The organism is Hydrogenophaga sp., from assembly GCF_025699295.1.
Taxonomy (GTDB): Bacteria; Pseudomonadota; Gammaproteobacteria; order Burkholderiales; family Burkholderiaceae_C; genus Hydrogenophaga.
In genome coordinates, this window is record NZ_JAILWB010000020.1 from 37,507 (window position 1) to 56,165 (window position 18,659).

Sequence of the window (18,659 nt, forward strand, 5' to 3'; positions counted from 1 at the left end):
GCGCGATGATAGTCGTGGCTCGCGTCAGCCCACTGGCCTGAATGGCGCGAGATGCGCGTCGACTGCGCTCAGGAAGGCGGGGTCGGGCGTCAGCTCCAGTGGCACCGCCCAGGCTCTGGGTGGCGCATCTGGAGGACCTGGCGGCAGCAGTGCAAAGAGTTTGACGGCGTCCTTCTCGGTGCAGATCACGGGGTGTTGCGCATGACGCAACAGTTCAGCGTAGACCGCCGGGTCTGCGTGGTCCTGCAACGCCAGTTCCTGCGCAGGCACCACACCACAACTGCGCAGCATGTCGAAGAACACCCGGGGCCGGGCGATGCCCGCGAGCGCAATCAGCGATTGGTCCCGGAGTTGCGTGAGCGGGATGCGCTGACCCTGGGGCCCGATGGCGTGGGTCGCGAGCCGTCTCTCGGCGCCAAACACCTGCAGGCCCGGCGCATCAACCGGCTGCCCGACGCCGCCGCCCATGCGGCCCTGTCGCAGCAGCATGTGCGGTCGGAATGGCGACCTGGGCAATGGCGGCCAGGGCTCTCTCAGCAGCCCCGCAGGCAACATCCAGCCGTTGCCGCTGCCGCGGTCGTCGAACACCACGATGGCGAGGTCGCGGCCCAGCGCGAGGTGCTGCAGGCCGTCGTCGCACACCAGCACATCTACTTGCGGATGCAACGCGCGCAGCGCATGGGCGGCGTCAACCCGGCGCGCGGCGACGCACACGGGCGCACCCGTGTGGCGATGAATCAGCAAAGGCTCGTCGCCCACGTCGCTGGCGCTGGAATCCGCCCGCACGTGGCTCACGGTGCCGGCCTGGCGCCCGTGGCCGCGCGAGACCACGCCGGGGCGCCATCCCTGCGATGCCAGGTGGTTCACCAGTGCGATGGTGCATGGCGTCTTGCCCGCACCGCCCACCACCACATTGCCCACCACGACGACGGGCACATCCAGACGGTGCACGCGCAACACGCCGGCTGCATACAGGCAACGGCGAATGGCGACGAGAGAGCGGTAAAGCAGGGACGCCGGCCAGAGCAGGGTGTTGAGCACACCGCGGTGCTGCGCGAAATGCACCCAGGCGGCCTGCCATTGTGTCGGTCCGGTGCGCTGGCTCATGGCTCGCACCCGGGGCACGCGACGCGCGTCAGGGTTTGCCGCGGGCCGCGTTGCCCGACTGCTGAGTGGCAAACGTGATCTGCACCAGCCCGGCGCGGCGCGCGGCGTCCATCACGTTGATGACGGATTGGTGAGAGGCTGCGGCATCGGCACTGATGACGACGATGGTGTCGCTGTTGCCTTGCGTGGTCAGCGAGAGTACGCGCGTGAGCGCCTCGACTCCCACGCCTTCGAGCACCTGCCGGTTGATCGAGTAGCGGCCATCGCTGCCTACCGCCACCACGACCTCGCTGGGATTCTGCTTGGGTGCCTGCGCATCGGCCACGGGCAGGTTCACCTTGAGTTCGGTGAACTTGCTGTAGGTGGTGGTGAGCATCAGGAAGATCAACACCACGAGCAGGATGTCGATGAACGGGATCAGGTTGATCTCCGGTTCGTCGCGCTCGCCGGGCCGGAAATTCATAGCGTCGGCTTCCGCAGGCTGAGCAGGTGGCGGGCGAAGCGCTCGGCCGCCAGTTCCATGGCGAGCAGGTAGCTGTCGACCCGACCACGAAAGTAGCGCCAGAAGATCAGCGCCGGAATCGCGATCATCAGGCCAAACGCGGTGTTGTACAGAGCGATGGAGATGCCATGGGCCAACTGGCCGGGGTTGCCCACGCCGGGCACCACCCCGGCGCCTTCGGAAGCCTGCGAACCGAAGATCTCGATCATGCCGATCACCGTGCCCAGCAGCCCGAGCAGGGGGGCGGCCGAGGCCACTGTCGCCAGCGCGCCCAGGTAGCGCTGCAGCTTCGCGGCGGCCTCGCGCCCGGCGCCCTCCAGGCTCGCACGCAGGTCGTCCTCGCTGGCGCGCGGGTTGCTGTTGTAGGTGCGAAAGCCCGTGGCCAGCACAGCACCCAGCAAGGAGTTCTGTTCCAGCTGCTTGACCACGTCGGGTCCCGGGATGCCGTTGCGGGAGACCATGATCGCTTCGTCCAGCAATTTGGGCGGGAAGATCTTGCGCGACTTGAGACTGATGAAGCGTTCGATGATCAGTGCCATGCCCAGCACGGAGCAGGCGATCAGGGGCCAGATGGGCCATCCAGCGGCTTGTATGATGGAAAACAAATCAGGGCTCCGGGCTTGTGCCGCCTGACGCGGGCGGCCATTGTGCGTTCGCAGGATTATGTCTCAGGCGATTTCTGCAACCTTCAAGACCCCATGGGGGCTGGCCCTGCGGCATGGCCTCCCTCGCCAGTCAGCGAAACGATGCTCATGCACAGATTCTGTGGATAACTTTGTGAAGAACCCTCCCGCTTTCCGGGCGAATGTGCGGCGGCCGTGGGCTCAGGGCAGTTCGATGAACAAACAGGCACTGCAAAACTCTTTGAAATCAAGGCACTTCCTCTCCCGGGGCGTGGATGGTGCTTCGGGGTCTCCGGGATCGAGAAAAGACGCGGCATGTGGACACATTTCGACTGGAGAGGCCTGTGCCTGATGCATTTGCCGGCGTGGATGCGCCATTGACGCCGCGTATATGGGCGGTTGGCCCTCTGATGCGAGCAGTGGCGGATACGCTGTCGGCCCGATTCAATCCGGTCGCGGTCCGGGGTGAGCTTTCCGGCTTCTCACGCGCGGCCAGCGGGCATTGCTACTTCTCGCTCAAGGACGACAGCGGACAGGTGCGTTGTGCGTTGTTTCGCCGCTCGGCCCAGCAATTGAGCTTTGCACCTCGCGATGGCCAGATGGTGGAGGCACACGGCAAGCTTGACGTGTACGGTCCGCGCGGCGACTTGCAATTGATCGTCGAGAGCTTGCAGCCGGCAGGACAGGGCGCACTGTTCGAGAAGTTCCTCCAGCTCAAGGCGCAATTGCAGTCCGAGGGGCTCTTCGAAGAAGCGCGCAAGCGGCCGCTGCCGGCCCAGCCGCGCAGCATAGGTGTGGTGACATCGCTGGGAGCCGCTGCGTTGCGCGACGTGGTCACGGCGTTGAAGCGGCGAGTGCCACACATCCCGGTGGTGATTCACCCAGCGGCCGTGCAGGGTATGCAGGCGCCAGCCGAGTTGTGCACAGCCCTGAGCAGTGCCTACGGTCGCCACGCTGAAACCGGCGAGAGCGAGGTCCTGCTGCTTGTGCGTGGCGGCGGATCACTTGAAGACCTGTGGGCTTTCAACGATCCGGCTTTGGTGCGCATGATCGCGCAGGCGCCCATGCCGGTGGTGTGCGGCGTGGGACACGAGACCGACTTCACACTGGCTGACTTCGTGGCCGACCTGCGGGCGCCCACGCCCACCGCGGCGGCCGAGTTGTGCGCGCCGGCGCGTGAGCAGCGACTGGGCGAGCTGGCCTACCTGCGCGAGCGCCTGGGCGATGCCGTGCACAGCGCCCTGGACCTGCGGGGCCAGCGGCTGGACCGACTGACACAGCGCCTGGGACGGCCCTCGGGCCGCCTGAACGACGGCCAGCAGCAACTCACCCGGCTGCAGCATCGCCTGCAAAGCGGCTTGAAGTTGGCCTCGCAGCGCCACCACAACCGTTTGCAGACGCTGCACACCGCGTTGCCGCAGGCCTTGCGGCGGTCGATGGATGCGCAGCGGCTGCGCCTGCAGCGTGGGCAGGCCGCCCTGGACCTGCTCGACCCGCAACTCGTGCTGCAGCGCGGCTACGCTTTCCTGACCGACGCGCAGGGGCGCGCCGTGACCCGCACCGCTCAGACACGGCCGGGCCAGGCACTGCAGGCCACGCTGGCAGATGGCCGCGTCGGCCTGCATGTGGACGCCGACTGAAGGCTCCGCCACGCGCGAGAAACCCTGATCATGGTGCCTTCAATGGCCTTGCCTACAATGCGGTGTTCTGGCGGTCTCGAGGTCTTGAAACCCTTGGCCGATGCGCATTTTCACAACACCAACGCAAGAGGAACCCCATGGAACACACACTGCCCAAACTGCCCTATGACCTGGACGCCCTGGCTCCGCACTACAGCCGCGAAACGCTGGAGTTTCACCATGGCAAGCACCACAACGCCTACGTGGTCAACCTCAACAACCTGCAAAAGGGCACCGAGTTCGAGAACATGGACCTCGAGTCCATTGTCAAGAAGGCCAGCGGCGGCATCTACAACAATGCGGCGCAGATCTGGAACCACACCTTCTTCTGGAACTGCATGAAGCCCAACGGCGGCGGTGAGCCCTCCGGCGCGCTGGCCGCAGCCATCACCGCCAAGTGGGGCAGCTACGCGGCGTTCAAGGAAGCGTTCGTGAAGTCGGCCGTTGGCAACTTCGGCTCGGGCTGGACGTGGCTGGTGAAGAAGGCCGATGGCTCGGTCGACATTGTCAACATGGGTGCCGCCGGCACCCCGCTGACGACGGGCGACAAGGCCCTGTTGACCGTGGACGTGTGGGAACACGCCTACTACATCGACTACCGCAACCTGCGTCCCAAGTTTGTCGAAACCTACCTCGACAAACTGGTGAACTGGTCATTCGCCGAAGCCAACTTCGCCTGAGGCCAGGCGTCTTGGCTGCCAGGGCTCGAAGGGTGACCTTCGGGCCATTTTTTCGCTTCCGTTCCGGGTGTGCGGCACGAGATCAAAGGCGATTTTCGTATTGCGGAAGAGGTATTCATAAAATGGGCGATGGTTCCGGTCTTTGAACGCAAAATCAAGCACGATCCGATCATCCCGACCTGGCAGCCTGTGCCAGGCGCAGCAGCGGCATACCCCAACAATTTCTGGAGATAAGCAATGAGCAGCCCGCAACCCACCATCATCTACACCCTGACGGACGAAGCGCCGCTGCTGGCGACCAGCGCCTTCCTGCCCATCATCCGCACCTTCGCGGCGCCGGCGGGCATCAACGTGGCCACCAGCGACATCTCCGTTGCGGGGCGCATTCTGGCAGCTTTTCCCGAGTGCCTGAGCGAAGAGCAGCGCGTCTCCGACGACCTCGCAGCATTGGGCAAGCTGACCCTCAAGCCCGAAGCCAACATCATCAAGCTGCCCAACATCAGCGCTTCGGTGGCACAGCTCAAGGCGGCCATCAAGGAGCTGCAGGACAAGGGCTACAAGATTCCCGATTTCCCGGAGAACCCCAAGACGGACGAGGAGAAGGACATTCGCGCCCGGTACAACAAGTGCACCGGCAGCGCCGTCAACCCCGTCCTGCGCGAAGGCAACTCCGATCGCCGTGCGCCACGCGCGGTCAAGGAGTACGCGCGCAAGAATCCGCACAGCATGGGCGAATGGAGCCAGGCCTCGCGCTCGCACGTCTCGCACATGCACCACGGCGACTTCTACCACGGAGAGAAGTCCATGACGCTGGACCGCGCGCGCGACGTGAAGATGGAACTCATCACCAAGAGTGGCAAGACGCTGGTGCTCAAGCCCAAGGTATCGCTGCTGGACCGTGAGGTCGTTGACAGCATGTTCATGAGCAAGAAGGCCTTGCTGGACTTCTACGAGAAGGAGATCGAGGACGCGCACAAGACCGGCGTGATGTTCTCGCTGCACGTGAAGGCGACCATGATGAAGGTCTCGCACCCGATCGTGTTCGGCCACTGCGTGAAGATCTTCTACAAGGACGCCTTCGAGAAACACGGCAAGCTGTTCGACGAACTGGGTGTCAACGTCAACAACGGCATGGTGGATCTCTATACCAAGATCGCCACGCTGCCGCAGTCCAAGCAGGACGAAATCAAGCGCGACCTGCACGCCTGCCATGAGGGTCGGCCTGAACTGGCGATGGTGGATTCGGCCAAGGGCATCACCAACTTCCACTCGCCCAACGACGTCATCGTCGATGCCTCCATGCCGGCCATGATCCGCAACAGCGGCAAGATGTGGGGTGCGGACGGCCGCTTGAAGGACGTGAAAGCCGTGATGCCCGAGTCGACCTTCGCCCGCATCTACCAGGAGATGATCAACTTCTGCAAGTGGCATGGCGCCTTCGACCCCAAGACCATGGGCACAGTGCCCAACGTGGGCCTGATGGCCCAGCAGGCCGAGGAGTACGGCTCGCACGACAAGACTTTCGAGGTGCCCGAGGACGGCGTGGCCAACATCACCGACCTCGCCACCGGCGAGGTGCTGATGAGCCAGGACGTCGAGGCCGGCGACATCTGGCGCATGTGCCAGGTCAAGGACGCCGCGATCCGCGACTGGGTCAAGCTGGCGGTCACGCGCGCACGCAACTCGGGCATGCCCGTGGTGTTCTGGCTCGACCAGTACCGTCCGCACGAGGCGCAGCTGATCACCAAGGTCAAGATGTACCTGCACGAGCACAATACGGCCGGGCTGGACATCCAGATCATGAGCCAGGTGCGCGCCATGCGCTACACGCTGGAGCGCGTGATCCGCGGCCTGGACACCATCAGCGCTACCGGCAACATCCTGCGCGATTACCTGACCGACCTGTTCCCCATCATGGAACTGGGCACCAGCGCGAAGATGTTGTCCATCGTGCCGCTCATGGCGGGCGGCGGCATGTACGAGACCGGTGCCGGTGGTTCCGCGCCCAAGCACGTGCAGCAGCTGGTGGAGGAAAACCACCTGCGCTGGGACTCTCTGGGTGAGTTCCTCGCTCTGGCCGTGTCGTTCGAGGACCTCGGTATCAAGACCGGCAACAACCAGGCCAAGATCCTGGCGAAGACGCTGGACGCGGCCACCGGCCAACTGCTGGACAACAACAAGAACCCGTCGCCGAAAACAGGTCAGCTCGACAACCGGGGCAGCCAGTTCTACCTGGCCTTGTACTGGGCGCAGGCGCTGGCCGCGCAGACGGAAGACGCTGGGCTGGCCGCGAAATTCGCGCCGCTGGCCAAACAACTGGCGGACAACGAGAAAACCATCGTGGCCGAACTGGCCGCCGTGCAGGGCAAGCCGGTGGACATTGGTGGCTACTACAAGCCCGACTTCAGCAAGCTCGAAGCCATCATGCGCCCGAGCCAGACGTTCAACGCCGCGCTGGCCTCCATCAAGGCCTGAGCCCGTCTCACCGGTTACCCGGCCCCATGTTCAGGCGCATCATCAGCGCGTGAACATGGGGCCGGCCAGTCTGGCGCCGGCCTTTATGCCACGCTTGTCGAACCAGCCCTGGTGCATTTCCAGCACGTAGCGCACCGGCCCAGCCGAGCAGTGCGAATCCAGGCTTCCGGCCTGCATGTCCGCCAGGTTGACGATGGTGCCGTCATCCGCGACGAATGCTGCGGTGAGCGGCAGGAGCGTGTTCTTCATCCAGAAGCACTGTTCCGCTGGCTGTTCGAAGACGAACAGCATGCCTTCGTTCGGGGCCATCTCCCGGCGAAACATCAGGCCGATTGCGCGTTGCTGCGGCGTGGCTGCCACCTGGGCGTCGATCAGGCGCATGCCGGCTGACAGTTGTGCGCGCGGCAACTGAAGCTGTGGCGCTTCCTGGGACCAGGCGTTGCCGACGAAGACCAGGCAGGTCAGGAGAAGGAACAGGCGTTTCATGCAACTGGAATGATGGAGGGTGGCGGGTGTGCCCGATTGTCGGACGTCATGCCGGTGGGCGTTGCAGCACGGAGTCTAGAATGCCCCCGCTTGTTCCCGTCCCCCGATGTCACGGAGTTTGTCTTACATGTACCAGCACATCAACGTGCCCGCCCAAGGCGAGAAAATCACCGTCAACGCCGACATGTCGCTCAACGTGCCCGATCAGCCCATCGTGCCCTACATCGAAGGCGACGGCATCGGGGTGGACATCACGCCCGTGATGCTCAAGGTCGTCGACGCGGCGGTTGCCAGGGCCTATGGCGGCCAGCGGCAAATTCGCTGGATGGAAGTGTACGCAGGTGAGAAGGCGAACAGGGTCTATGGCCCGGATGTCTGGCTGCCACCCGAAACCCTTGCCGCACTGCGCGAGTACGTGGTGTCCATCAAGGGCCCTCTGACCACGCCGGTGGGCGGCGGCATTCGCTCGCTCAATGTGACCCTGCGCCAAGAGCTTGACCTGTACGTCTGTCAACGTCCGGTGCGCTATTTCCAGGGCGTTCCGTCGCCGCTGAAGTCGCCTGAAAAAACCAACATGGTGATCTTCCGCGAGAACTCGGAAGACATCTACGCCGGCATCGAGTACGAAGCGGGATCCGCCAATGCGAAGAAGCTCATCCGCTTCCTGACCGAAGAGATGGGCGTGACGCGCATCCGCTTTCCCGAGAGTTCAGGCATCGGCGTCAAGCCGGTTTCGCGCGAGGGCACCGAGCGCCTGATGCGAAAGGCCATCCAGTACGCGATCGACCATGACAAACCCAACGTGACCATCGTGCACAAGGGCAACATCATGAAGTACACCGAAGGCAGCTTTCGCGACTGGGCCTATGCCCTGGCGCGCAAGGAGTTCGGTGCCGCGCTGGTGGACGATGGTCCTTGGTGTCAGTTCAGGAACCCGAAGAGCGGAAAGGACATCCTCGTCAAGGACAGCATCGCCGACGCCTTCCTGCAGCAGATCCTGCTGCGCCCCGCGGAGTACTCGGTGGTTGCGACGCTCAACCTCAACGGCGACTACCTTTCCGATGCACTGGCCGCGCAGGTAGGGGGCGTTGGCATCGCCCCAGGAGCCAACATGTCGGACACGGTGGCCTGCTTCGAGGCAACGCATGGCACGTCGCCCAAATACGCCGGCAAGGACTACGTGAACCCGGGCTCCGAGATCCTGTCGGCCGAAATGATGTTGCGCCACATGGGCTGGAAAGAGGCGGCAGACCTCATCATCAGCGCGCTGGAGAAGTCGATTGCCAGCAAGAAGGTCACCTACGACTTTGCGCGCCTCATGCAGGGAGCCACGCAGGTGAGCTGCTCAGGCTTTGGTGAGGTGATGATCGACAACATGCAGGAATAGGGACGGCTGCTTGGGCACCTCCGGCCGGTGTTGACCCCGGCTCCTGCGACTTTGCAGTCTGGATGGTTCATGTCATTTTCATGACAGTCATCTTAAATTCATCTTCTGGCGTGTTGAAGGCATCTTTTGCGCCCTGATCTGGTGCAGGTGTTGAGTAAGCATCGCAAACCGGCGCTTTTCCCTGGTTGAATGGTCTCAAGCCAGAGCGTGTCGAGGTCGAAATCGAGAAGGGCAGGTCGACTTTCAGACCTGTCTTTCTTTTTTGCGAGACCTCAGATGAAGATTCGACACAAACTCCCGCTCGCCATCGGCGTGGCCTTGCTCATGGTGGCCGCGGCCGGCCTGTTCGGCATCCATCAGCTGCGGCAATCGCTGACCACCTACGCCACCCTGGTGAATGTGGACGTTGCACAGGAGCGGCAGGCTGCACGGATGCTCTCCGAGTTCAAGACACAGGTGCAGGAGTGGAAGAACACGCTGTTGCGCGGCAAGGACGACCAGCAGCGCGAGCGTTACTGGACGGCCTTCCAGAAAAAGGAGGCGGAGATCGCGGAGATTGCCAGCGAGCTGCGCACCGCGCTGCCCACGGGAGAGGCGAAGGCACTCGTGGGGCAGTTCATCGAAGCCCATGCCGCCATGGGAAAAGGCTATCGCAAGGGGTTCGATGCATTCGTGGCTGCGGGCTTTGAGTCATCGGCGGGGGACAGCGCCGTCAAAGGCATGGACCGTGCACCCTCAGAACTGATCGACAAGGCTGTGGTCGAGATCGCCGCGCGGGCGTCGGCATCGGCGGTTGCGGCAGCGAGCGCCAGCCAGCGCGCCAGCGTCATGAGCCTCGTGCTCATGCTGGTGGCGACTGTGGCGGGCGTCGGTGCGGCAGTTCTCATCGGGCGCAGCATCACGCGTCCCATCAACCAGGCGCTGCAGGTGGCGCAGACTGTGGCGGCGGGCGACCTCAGCTCGCAGATCCGGGTTGTCGGCACCGACGAAACCGCAGAATTGCTGCAGGCGCTCAAGCTCATGAACGAGAGCCTGGCCGGCGTGGTCACCCAGGTGCGCCAGGGCAGTGAGAACGTGGCCACGGCGAGCGCGCAGATTTCGACCGGCAATCACGACCTGAGCCAGCGCACGGAGGAGCAGGCCAGCGCCTTGCAGCAGACCGCTGCTTCCATGGAGCAACTGGGAAGCGCCGTCACGCAGAATGCGGACAACGCGCGCCAGGCCAATCAGTTGGCGGTGCAGGCGCGAGAGATCGCAACCGAGGGCGGCCAGGCCGTGAGCAATGTGGTGCAGACCATGAAGGCCATCAACGACAGCAGCCGGCGCATCGCCGACATCATCGGCACCATTGATGGCATCGCCTTTCAGACCAATATTCTGGCGCTGAACGCGGCGGTGGAGGCAGCGCGCGCGGGTGAGCAGGGCCGGGGTTTCGCGGTGGTGGCGGGCGAGGTGCGCAACCTGGCCCAGCGCAGCGCCGAGGCCGCCCGCGAGATCAAGACGCTCATCACCGCCAGCGTGCAGCAGGTGGAGCAAGGCAGCGCGCTGGTCGATCAGGCCGGTGCGACCATGCTGCGGACGGTGGAGTCCATCGGGCGCGTGACCGACATCGTAGGCGAAATCAGTGCCGCCAGCGGCGAACAGAGCTCCGGCGTGGCGCAGGTGGGTCAGGCGGTGAGCCAGATTGACGAGACGACGCAGCAAAACGCCGCCCTGGTGGAGGAGTCCGCTGCTGCCGCCGCCAGTCTGAAGCACCAGGCGCAACAGCTTGTGCAGGCCGTTGCGGTGTTCAAGCTGGGCGTGGGAACGCCGCTGAACCGGGCGGTCGCAGTCGCATAAGACGCGGTTTGCAGCGCGTGCGGCCCGGCGCATCCGGAAACCGCACAAATGCCGGCTACAAGCGGGACAGCTTCACGGTTTGCTCGTCGGCTTTCGGCTCACAATGGGGCATGTCCAAGCTGCGCGGGCCACGACCACTTTCGGGTGACATTCGCTCCGGAGCGGGTTCGTTTGTCCTCGGTGCAATCCCGTACGGCGCAAGAGCGCAATGGGCGCCGCTAGAATCTTTTTCATGGCCACCCAGAACCCGAAGAAACCACCTGAACCTGTCGTCCCGCCCACGAGACCGGGTAACGACGACGCCGTGGTGCTGGAGCGCCGCACGCAGCGCACAGAACCGCCCCAGATGTTCCAGGTCGTGCTGCTCAACGACGACTTCACGCCCATGGAGTTCGTGGTTCACGTCATCCAGGAGTTCTTCAGCAAGGACCGCGAAACCGCGACCCAGATCATGCTCAAGATCCACCTGGAAGGTAAAGGCATCTGTGGCGTTTACTCGCGCGATGTCGCCGGCACCAAGGTGGATCAGGTTCTGCAGGCAGCGCGCGCGGCTGGGCATCCTTTGCAATGCCTGAGTGAACCGGTTGAATAAATCCGAATCCACCTCATCTGATCCCCATAACCCGCATTTCGAACCCAGACGATTGCCTCTCCGATCACCCCATCCCAAAGGACGTGCCCAATGATTGCCCAGGAACTTGAAGTCAGCTTGCATATGGCCTTTGTCGAGGCCCGGCAGCAGCGGCACGAATTCATCACGGTCGAGCACCTGCTGCTGGCGCTGCTGGACAACCCCAGCGCCGCGGAAGTGCTGCGCGCCTGCTCCGCCAACATCGACGACCTGCGCAAGTCGCTGACGAACTTCATCAAGGACAACACGCCGCAGGTGGCGGGCACCGACGAAGTGGATACCCAGCCCACGTTGGGCTTCCAGCGAGTCATCCAGCGCGCCATCATGCACGTGCAGTCCACCGGCAACGGCAAGAAGGAAGTGACCGGGGCCAACGTGCTCGTGGCCATCTTCGGCGAAAAAGACTCGCATGCCGTGTACTACCTGCACCAGCAGGGCGTGACACGCCTGGACGTGGTCAACTTCATCGCCCACGGCATCCGCAAGAGCGATCCACCCGAGCCCACCAAGTCGGGCGAAAGCGCCGCCGAGAACGAGGAGGCCGGCGAAGCCAAGGGCAACGAAAAGGCCTCACCGCTGGAGCAGTTCACCCAGAACCTCAACCAGATGGCCAAGGACGGCAAGATCGACCCGTTGATCGGCCGCGAGTACGAGGTCGAGCGCGTGATCCAGATCCTGTGCCGCCGCCGCAAGAACAACCCGCTGCTGGTGGGAGAAGCCGGCGTGGGCAAGACCGCGATCGCCGAAGGCCTGGCCTGGCGCATCACCCAGGGCGACGTGCCCGAGATCCTGGCCGAGTCCAGCGTGTACTCGCTCGACATGGGCGCACTGCTGGCCGGAACCAAATACCGAGGTGATTTCGAGCAACGCTTGAAGGGTGTGCTCAAGTCGCTCAAGGACAAGCCCAATGCCATCCTGTTCATCGACGAAATCCACACCCTGATCGGGGCAGGCGCGGCTTCGGGCGGCACACTGGACGCATCCAACCTGCTCAAGCCGGCACTCTCCAGCGGGCAGCTCAAGTGCATCGGCGCGACCACTTTCACCGAGTACCGCGGCATCTTCGAGAAGGACGCCGCGCTCAGCCGCCGCTTCCAGAAGGTGGACGTGGTCGAGCCGACCGTGCAGGAAACCGTCGACATCCTCAAGGGCCTGAAGTCGCGCTTCGAGGAACACCACGGCGTGAAGTACGCCGTGGCCGCCCTGCAGGCCGCGGCCGAACTGAGCGCCAAGTACATCAACGATCGCCACCTGCCGGACAAGGCCATCGACGTGATCGACGAGGCGGGCGCGGCCCAGCGCATCCTGCCGGTGTCCAAGCGCAAGAAGACCATCAGCAAGGCCGAGGTCGAGGAGATCGTGGCCAAGATCGCCCGCATTCCGCCGGCCAACGTGTCCAACGACGACCGCAGCAAACTGCAGACGCTGGAACGCGACCTCAAGAGCGTGGTGTTCGGCCAGGACAAGGCGCTCGAGGTGCTGGCATCTTCCGTGAAGATGGCGCGCTCGGGCCTGGGCAAGGCCGACAAGCCCATCGGCGCCTTTCTGTTCAGCGGCCCCACTGGCGTCGGCAAGACCGAAGCAGCCAAGCAACTGGCCTACATCATGGGCATCGACCTGATCCGCTTCGACATGTCGGAGTACATGGAGCGCCACGCCGTGAGCCGCCTGATCGGTGCGCCTCCGGGCTATGTGGGCTTCGACCAGGGAGGCCTGCTGACCGAGGCCGTCACCAAGAAGCCGCACTGCGTGCTGCTGCTCGACGAAATCGAGAAGGCGCACCCGGACATCTTCAACGTGCTGCTGCAGGTGATGGACCATGGCACCCTGACGGACAACAACGGGCGCAAGGCCGACTTCCGCAACGTCATCATCATCATGACGACCAACGCGGGGGCCGAGACGATGAACAAGGCCAGCATCGGCTTCACCAATGCGCGCGAGGCGGGTGACGAGATGGCCGACATCAAGCGCCTGTTCACGCCCGAGTTCCGCAACCGTCTGGACGCAACCGTCAGCTTCAAAGCGCTGGACGAGAACATCATCATGCGCGTGGTCGACAAGTTCCTGCTCCAGCTGGAAACGCAACTGGCCGAGAAGAAGGTCGAGGTCACCTTCACCGACGCCCTGCGCAAGCACCTGGCCAAGAAGGGCTTCGATCCGTTGATGGGCGCGCGTCCGATGCAGCGCCTGATCCAGGACACGATCCGCCGTGCGCTGGCCGACGAGCTGCTGTTCGGCCGCCTCACCGAGGGCGGACGCCTGACGGTGGACATCGAGATGAAGAAGGACGAGGCCGGCAAGGAAACGCAGGAGGTGCTGCTCGACATCCAGCCGCTGCCGAAGAAGGAAGGCAAGGCCAAACCCGAGGAAGCCACCGCCGGTTGAGGTCGCGGTCGTCTCCGCCCAGAAAAAGGCCCGGTCTGACCGGGCCTTTTTCATGTCTGTCGGTAGCACGTGCTCAAGGCATGGCCAGGTAGGCGGTGCGTATCGCCTCGATGCGCTGCCGGTTGACCCCGAAGTCCTCGCGCCCGAGCCGGCTGGCACTGCGCAGCTCGACCGTGCCACTGGCCGGGTTGGCCCAGAACTCCAGATCGTCCACGAACTTGAGCCAGCGAGTTTGCGCCTGGGCGTAAACGTAATCGGAGCGCTGCTCCACCACGGCGATTCCGGGGATGTCGCGCAGTACCGCGTCCAGCGCGCGCATGGACTCGGCGGCCCCGCCGCCCTTGAAGGGCAGCGGGGCGATGGTGGCGTATCCGCGCTGCGGGTGGTCGGGGTGCAGCGTGGCCTGGCTACTCACGCTGTTTCGCGTGCGAGAGGGTGGCTTGAGGCGGCCATCCTTCACGCCGAGGTCCGCCGGTGGTCGGCCGTTCAACAGACCGGCCTGCGTGGCCACGAGCGCCAGCACGATTGCGGCCAGGACGAAATAAAAAGCGAACTTCATGATCTGCCCTCGGTCAGCGCTTGCCGCCCAGCAAGCCCCCCAGCACCCCACGCAGGATCTGCCTGCCCAGCCCACTGGCCACGGTGCGCGCGGCGGTTTTCGCCATGGTCTGCACCAGGCCGTCGTACTGGCCGCCGCGCGGTCCGGTGCGGCCGAAAAGTACTTCGTTCAGCGCGCTTTTTTCGGCGGGCGCCTCCTTGGCGGATCCGGGGATGCGCGGGGTCTTGGGGGAGGACTTCTCGTTGACCTCCTCAGCCGGCGTTTCGCCGCGCGCGACTGCGTGCGAGCGGAACATCTCGTAGGCGCTCTCGCGGTCCAGGACTTTCTCGTACACGCCGGCCACCAGTGAATCGCTGCGCAGTTGCTGGCGCTGGACGTCGGTGATGGGGCCCAACTGGCTGCCCGGCGGCACCACGAACACCCGTTCCGTTTCACTGGGGCGGCCCTTGGCATCCAGCAGGCTCACCAGCGCCTCGCCCACCGCCAGTTCGGTGATGGCCGCCTCGATGTCCAGGCCCGCCTTGGGGCGCATGGTCTGCGCGGTGGACTTCACCGCCTTCTGGTCGCGTGGCGTGAAGGCACGCAGTGCATGCTGCACGCGGTTGCCCAGCTGGCCGAGCACGCTGTCGGGGATGTCCAGCGGGTTCTGCGTCACGAAATACACGCCCACGCCTTTGGAGCGCACCAACCGGACCACCAGCTCGATGCGCTCGATCAGCACCTTGGGCGCTTCGTTGAACAGCAGGTGGGCCTCGTCGAAGAAGAACACCAGCCTGGGCTTGTCCGGGTCGCCGATCTCGGGCAGGGTCTCGAACAGTTCCGAGAGCATCCACAGCAGGAAGGTGGCATACAGGCGCGGTGCGTTCATCAGCTTGTCGGCGGCCAGGATGTTGATCACGCCCTTGCCGTCCACGGTCTGCATGAAGTCGCTGATGTCGAGCATGGGCTCGCCAAAGAACCGGTCGCCGCCTTGCTGCTCGACCTGCATCAGGCCGCGCTGGATGGCGCCGATGCTCGCGGCGCTGATGTTGCCGTACTCCGTGGTGAACTGCTTCGCGTTGTCGCCGATGTGCTGCAGCATGGCCCGCAGGTCCTTCATGTCGAGCAGCAGCAGGCCATTGTCGTCGGCGATCTTGAAGACGAGGTTGAGCACGCCCGCCTGGGTGTCGTTCAGGTTCAGCATGCGCGCGAGCAGCAGGGGCCCCATGTCGCTGACGGTGGCTCGCACCGGGTGACCCAGTTCGCCGAACACGTCCCACAGTGTGGTCGGGCAGGACTGCGAGGCGGGCAGGGCGATGCCGCGTTCCTGCAGCACCTTGCTGATCTTTTCGCCGAAACTGCCCCGCTGGCTGATGCCGCTCAAGTCCCCTTTCACGTCGGCCATGAATACAGGCACGCCGATGTTGGAGAACTGTTCGGCCAGTGTTTGCAGCGTCACGGTCTTGCCGGTGCCGGTGGCACCAGTGATCAGGCCATGGCGATTCGCCAGTCCGGGCAGCAACTGGCAGGTGGTGGTGGCGTTCTGGGCGATCAGCATCGGTTCGGCCATGGTGGGTGGTCCTTTGGGTGCAGGTTCTGGGCGGTGCGGGTGAAAACGTAAAATCGCAGTCTTATTAGATCAAAGCCAGAACGGGCAAAAGGACAATTTCGTGGCCGGACACAGCAAATGGGCGAACATTCAGCACCGCAAGGGCCGCCAGGACGAGAAGCGCGGGAAGATCTGGACGCGTGTCATCCGTGAAATCACCGTGGCGGCGCGCCAGGGCGGCGGCGACCCGGCCATGAACCCGCGCCTGCGGCTGGCGATCGAGAAGGCCAAGGCCGCCAACATGCCGGCCGACCGCATCAAGTACAACGTCGACAAGGCCTCCGGCGCGCTCGAGGGCGTGGCGCTGGAGGAGATCCGCTACGAGGGTTACGGCATTGGCGGTGCTGCCGTCATTGTCGACACCATGACCGACAACCGCGTGCGCACCGTGGCCGAGGTGCGCCACGCCTTCAGCAAATACGGAGGCAACCTGGGCACCGACGGCTCGGTGGCCTTCCAGTTCAAACACTGTGGTCAGCTGGTGTTTGCTCCGGGCACATCCGAGGACAAGGTGATGGAGGTTGCGCTGGAAGCCGGCGCCGAGGATGTGATCAGCGACGACGAGGGTGCCATCGAGGTGCTGACCTCCCCCGCAGATTTCGAAGCGGTGAAGGATGCACTCGAGGCGGCGGGCCTGAAGCCCGAGGTGGCGGAAGTCACCATGCGCGCCGAGAACACCATCGAACTCGCGGGCGACGACGCCACGCGCATGCAGAAGCTGCTGGACGTGCTGGAAGACCTGGACGACGTGCAGGAAGTCTTCCACAACGCACATCTTTCTGAATAAGGCGATCCCGATGAAAGTTCTCGTGATCGGCGGTGGCGGCCGCGAACATGCGCTGGCCTGGAGGCTCAGGCAGACCGAAGGCGTGAGCCAGGTTTTCGTGGCCCCCGGCAATGCCGGCACCGCGCGCGACCCGCAACTCACCAATCTGGACATCACCGACAAGAGCGCGCTGCGCACCTGGGCGCAGACCAATGGCATCGCGCTCACCGTTGTCGGCCCCGAGGCACCGCTCGCCGCGGGGGTGGTGGACGAATTCCGGGCGCACGGCCTGGCGATCTTCGGGCCGACGAAAGCGGCGGCGCAGCTGGAGAGCTCCAAGGCGTTCTCCAAGGCCTTCATGGAGCGGCACGGCATCCCGACGGCGAGCTACCAGACCTTTACCGACGCAGCGAAAGCCCACGCCTACGTGGACGCGCAGGGTGCGCCCATCGTGGTCAAGGCCGACGGCCTGGCCGCCGGCAAGGGTGTGGTGGTGGCCATGACGCTGGACGAGGCGCATGCGGCGATCGACTTCATGCTGCTGGACAACGCGCTGGGCGTGGCGCACAACGAAGGCGGCGCGCGCGTCGTCATTGAAGAGTTCCTGCAGGGCGAAGAGGCGAGCTTCATCGTGCTGTGCGACGGCGAGCACGCCCTGGCCCTGGCCACCAGCCAGGACCACAAGCGTCTGCTGGACGCCGACCAGGGCCCCAATACCGGCGGCATGGGCGCGTACTCGCCCGCCCCGGTGGTCACCCCCGCCGTGCACCAGCGTGCCATGGACGAGGTGATCCTGCCGACCCTGCGCGGAATGAAGGCAGATGGCATCCCCTACACCGGCTTTCTCTATGCCGGACTGATGATCACCCCCGACGGGCAGGTGAAGACGCTGGAGTTCAACTGCCGCATGGGGGACCCCGAGACGCAGCCCATCATGATGCGACTGCGCAGCAACCTGGCCCAGGTGCTGCTGGCCGCCACGCGCGGTGAACTGGACCGTGCGACCGTGGAATGGGATCCTCGCGTCGCGCTGGGCGTGGTGCTGGCCGCGGCCGGCTACCCGCTGAACCCGCGCAAGGGCGACGCCATCACCGGTCTGCCGGCCGACGAGGCAGACCGGATGGTTTTTCACGCCGGCACCACGGCGGCCGGGGAGGGCGCGATCCAGGTCTCGGGCGGGCGTGTTTTGTGCGTCACCGCGCTGGCCGATTCCGTGGCCGACGCCCGGCGGCGCGCCTATGAAGTGGTGGATGCGATTCACTTCGACGGCGTGCAGTGCCGGCGCGACATCGGATACCGCGCGCTTTGAACCCCGCCATTGACTACCCCGGCCCGCACCCGGTCCGGTTTCGCGGATCCCCGCTGTCGCGCTGGCTGCTCGCCCGCATGGGCTGGCAGGTGCACTTTGACGGATTTCCACGCCTGCAGGGCGTGGCCATCGTCTACCCGCACACCAGCAACTGGGATTTCCTCGTGATGCTGCTGGCCAAGTGGGCCATCGGGGTGCCGGCGCGCTTCTGGGGCAAGGACACACTGTTTCGCGTGCCGTTGCTGGGTGCCTGGATGCGTTGGCTTGGCGGCATACCCCTGGACCGCCATTCGCCCCGCGGCGCCGTGGGCGACATGGTGGCGCGGATGGCAGACCACCGGCGGGAAGGTCGCCTGCTGTGGCTGGGCCTCTCGCCCGAAGGCACGCGCAGATTCACGCCCGGCTGGCGCAGCGGCTTCTACCAGGTGGCACTGGGCGCCGACGTGCCGCTGGCGCTGATCCTGCTCGACTACAGTCGCAAGCGGGTGGACGCCACCCGCTTCCTGCGGCTCAGCGGGGACGCGCTCGCCGACTATGCCCGCCTGGCCGCTGCCTGCGAGGGCGTGCATGGCCTGCATCCCGAACTCGCCAGCCCCGTGCAACCCTTGTCCAGGACGCCTTCCGCCGATACGGTATGAGC

Annotated in this window: 16 protein-coding genes; 10 read left to right on the forward strand and 6 right to left on the reverse strand. The window is 64.7% G+C overall.

Annotated elements, in window-relative coordinates; genetic code table 11:
• Positions 1–24 precede the first annotated feature (24 nt).
• The 3 genes from lpxK to K5880_RS19120 are packed head-to-tail and all read right to left on the reverse strand — an operon-like array spanning position 25 to position 2,214.
• Positions 25–1,107, reverse strand: coding sequence for a tetraacyldisaccharide 4'-kinase (gene lpxK, locus K5880_RS19110; RefSeq protein WP_297656092.1), 1,083 nt, complete (start codon positions 1,105–1,107; stop codon positions 25–27).
• 28 nt (positions 1,108–1,135) lie between these two features.
• Positions 1,136–1,570: a biopolymer transporter ExbD gene (locus tag K5880_RS19115; RefSeq protein WP_297656094.1), complete on the reverse strand. Its 435-nt coding sequence runs from the start codon at positions 1,568–1,570 to the stop codon at positions 1,136–1,138.
• Complete coding sequence (locus tag K5880_RS19120) at positions 1,567–2,214, reverse strand: MotA/TolQ/ExbB proton channel family protein (RefSeq protein WP_297656097.1); 648 nt, start codon at positions 2,212–2,214, stop codon at positions 1,567–1,569. The genes K5880_RS19115 and K5880_RS19120 overlap by 4 nt, the downstream gene beginning before the upstream one ends.
• A gap of 428 nt (positions 2,215–2,642) precedes the next feature.
• Between K5880_RS19120 and xseA the strand changes: the two genes are divergently transcribed.
• The 3 genes from xseA to K5880_RS19135 all read left to right on the forward strand — a co-directional run bounded on the left by xseA (position 2,643) and on the right by K5880_RS19135 (position 7,066).
• Positions 2,643–3,872, forward strand: coding sequence for an exodeoxyribonuclease VII large subunit (xseA, locus tag K5880_RS19125; RefSeq protein ID WP_366883271.1), 1,230 nt, complete (start codon positions 2,643–2,645; stop codon positions 3,870–3,872).
• Positions 3,873–4,009: 137 nt separating this feature from the next.
• Positions 4,010–4,591, forward strand: coding sequence for a Fe-Mn family superoxide dismutase (locus K5880_RS19130; RefSeq protein ID WP_297656099.1), 582 nt, complete (start codon positions 4,010–4,012; stop codon positions 4,589–4,591).
• Positions 4,592–4,828: 237 nt separating this feature from the next.
• Complete coding sequence (locus tag K5880_RS19135) at positions 4,829–7,066, forward strand: NADP-dependent isocitrate dehydrogenase (RefSeq protein ID WP_297656102.1); 2,238 nt, start codon at positions 4,829–4,831, stop codon at positions 7,064–7,066.
• A 42-nt stretch (positions 7,067–7,108) separates the two neighbouring features.
• Here the strand turns inward: K5880_RS19135 and K5880_RS19140 are convergent, their stop codons facing one another.
• The gene (locus K5880_RS19140) at positions 7,109–7,552 is read right to left on the reverse strand and encodes a DUF192 domain-containing protein (RefSeq protein ID WP_297656105.1); all 444 of its coding nucleotides are present in this window, start codon (positions 7,550–7,552) and stop codon (positions 7,109–7,111) included.
• Positions 7,553–7,679: 127 nt separating this feature from the next.
• On the opposite strand from K5880_RS19140, the gene icd reads away from it, so the two are divergent.
• The 4 genes from icd to clpA all read left to right on the forward strand — a co-directional run bounded on the left by icd (position 7,680) and on the right by clpA (position 13,797).
• The gene (icd, locus tag K5880_RS19145; protein ID WP_297656108.1) at positions 7,680–8,939 is read left to right on the forward strand and encodes an NADP-dependent isocitrate dehydrogenase; all 1,260 of its coding nucleotides are present in this window, start codon (positions 7,680–7,682) and stop codon (positions 8,937–8,939) included.
• A gap of 276 nt (positions 8,940–9,215) precedes the next feature.
• The gene (locus K5880_RS19150) at positions 9,216–10,778 is read left to right on the forward strand and encodes a methyl-accepting chemotaxis protein (protein WP_297656111.1); all 1,563 of its coding nucleotides are present in this window, start codon (positions 9,216–9,218) and stop codon (positions 10,776–10,778) included.
• Positions 10,779–11,010: 232 nt separating this feature from the next.
• Positions 11,011–11,370 (forward strand): ATP-dependent Clp protease adapter ClpS, encoded by a 360-nt coding sequence (gene clpS / locus K5880_RS19155; protein WP_297656114.1) that lies wholly within the window; start codon positions 11,011–11,013, stop codon positions 11,368–11,370.
• Between the two features lie 90 nt (positions 11,371–11,460).
• Entirely contained in the window at positions 11,461–13,797 is a 2,337-nt protein-coding gene (clpA, locus tag K5880_RS19160; RefSeq protein WP_297656118.1) for an ATP-dependent Clp protease ATP-binding subunit ClpA, read from the forward strand.
• 73 nt (positions 13,798–13,870) lie between these two features.
• Here clpA and K5880_RS19165 read toward each other — a convergent pair whose 3' ends face one another.
• Together K5880_RS19165 and K5880_RS19170 are read right to left on the reverse strand one after the other, a co-directional pair.
• Positions 13,871–14,356 carry a DUF1499 domain-containing protein gene (locus tag K5880_RS19165; RefSeq protein ID WP_297656121.1) on the reverse strand — a complete coding sequence of 162 codons (486 nt, stop codon included), beginning with the start codon at positions 14,354–14,356 and terminating at the stop codon, positions 13,871–13,873.
• Between the two features lie 13 nt (positions 14,357–14,369).
• Positions 14,370–15,905 (reverse strand): helicase HerA-like domain-containing protein, encoded by a 1,536-nt coding sequence (locus K5880_RS19170; RefSeq protein ID WP_297656124.1) that lies wholly within the window; start codon positions 15,903–15,905, stop codon positions 14,370–14,372.
• Positions 15,906–16,005: 100 nt separating this feature from the next.
• Here K5880_RS19170 and K5880_RS19175 point away from each other — a divergent pair, with 100 nt between their 5' ends.
• Genes K5880_RS19175 through K5880_RS19185 form a run of 3 tightly spaced genes read left to right on the forward strand, consistent with a single transcriptional unit; the run spans position 16,006 to position 18,657 of the window.
• Positions 16,006–16,731, forward strand: coding sequence for a YebC/PmpR family DNA-binding transcriptional regulator (locus K5880_RS19175; RefSeq protein ID WP_297656127.1), 726 nt, complete (start codon positions 16,006–16,008; stop codon positions 16,729–16,731).
• Between the two features lie 10 nt (positions 16,732–16,741).
• Positions 16,742–18,019, forward strand: coding sequence for a phosphoribosylamine--glycine ligase (gene purD / locus K5880_RS19180; RefSeq protein WP_297656130.1), 1,278 nt, complete (start codon positions 16,742–16,744; stop codon positions 18,017–18,019).
• Positions 18,016–18,657, forward strand: a complete 642-nt coding sequence (locus K5880_RS19185; protein ID WP_297656133.1) for a 1-acyl-sn-glycerol-3-phosphate acyltransferase — start codon at positions 18,016–18,018, stop codon at positions 18,655–18,657. The genes purD and K5880_RS19185 overlap by 4 nt, the downstream gene beginning before the upstream one ends.
• Positions 18,658–18,659 lie beyond the last annotated feature (2 nt).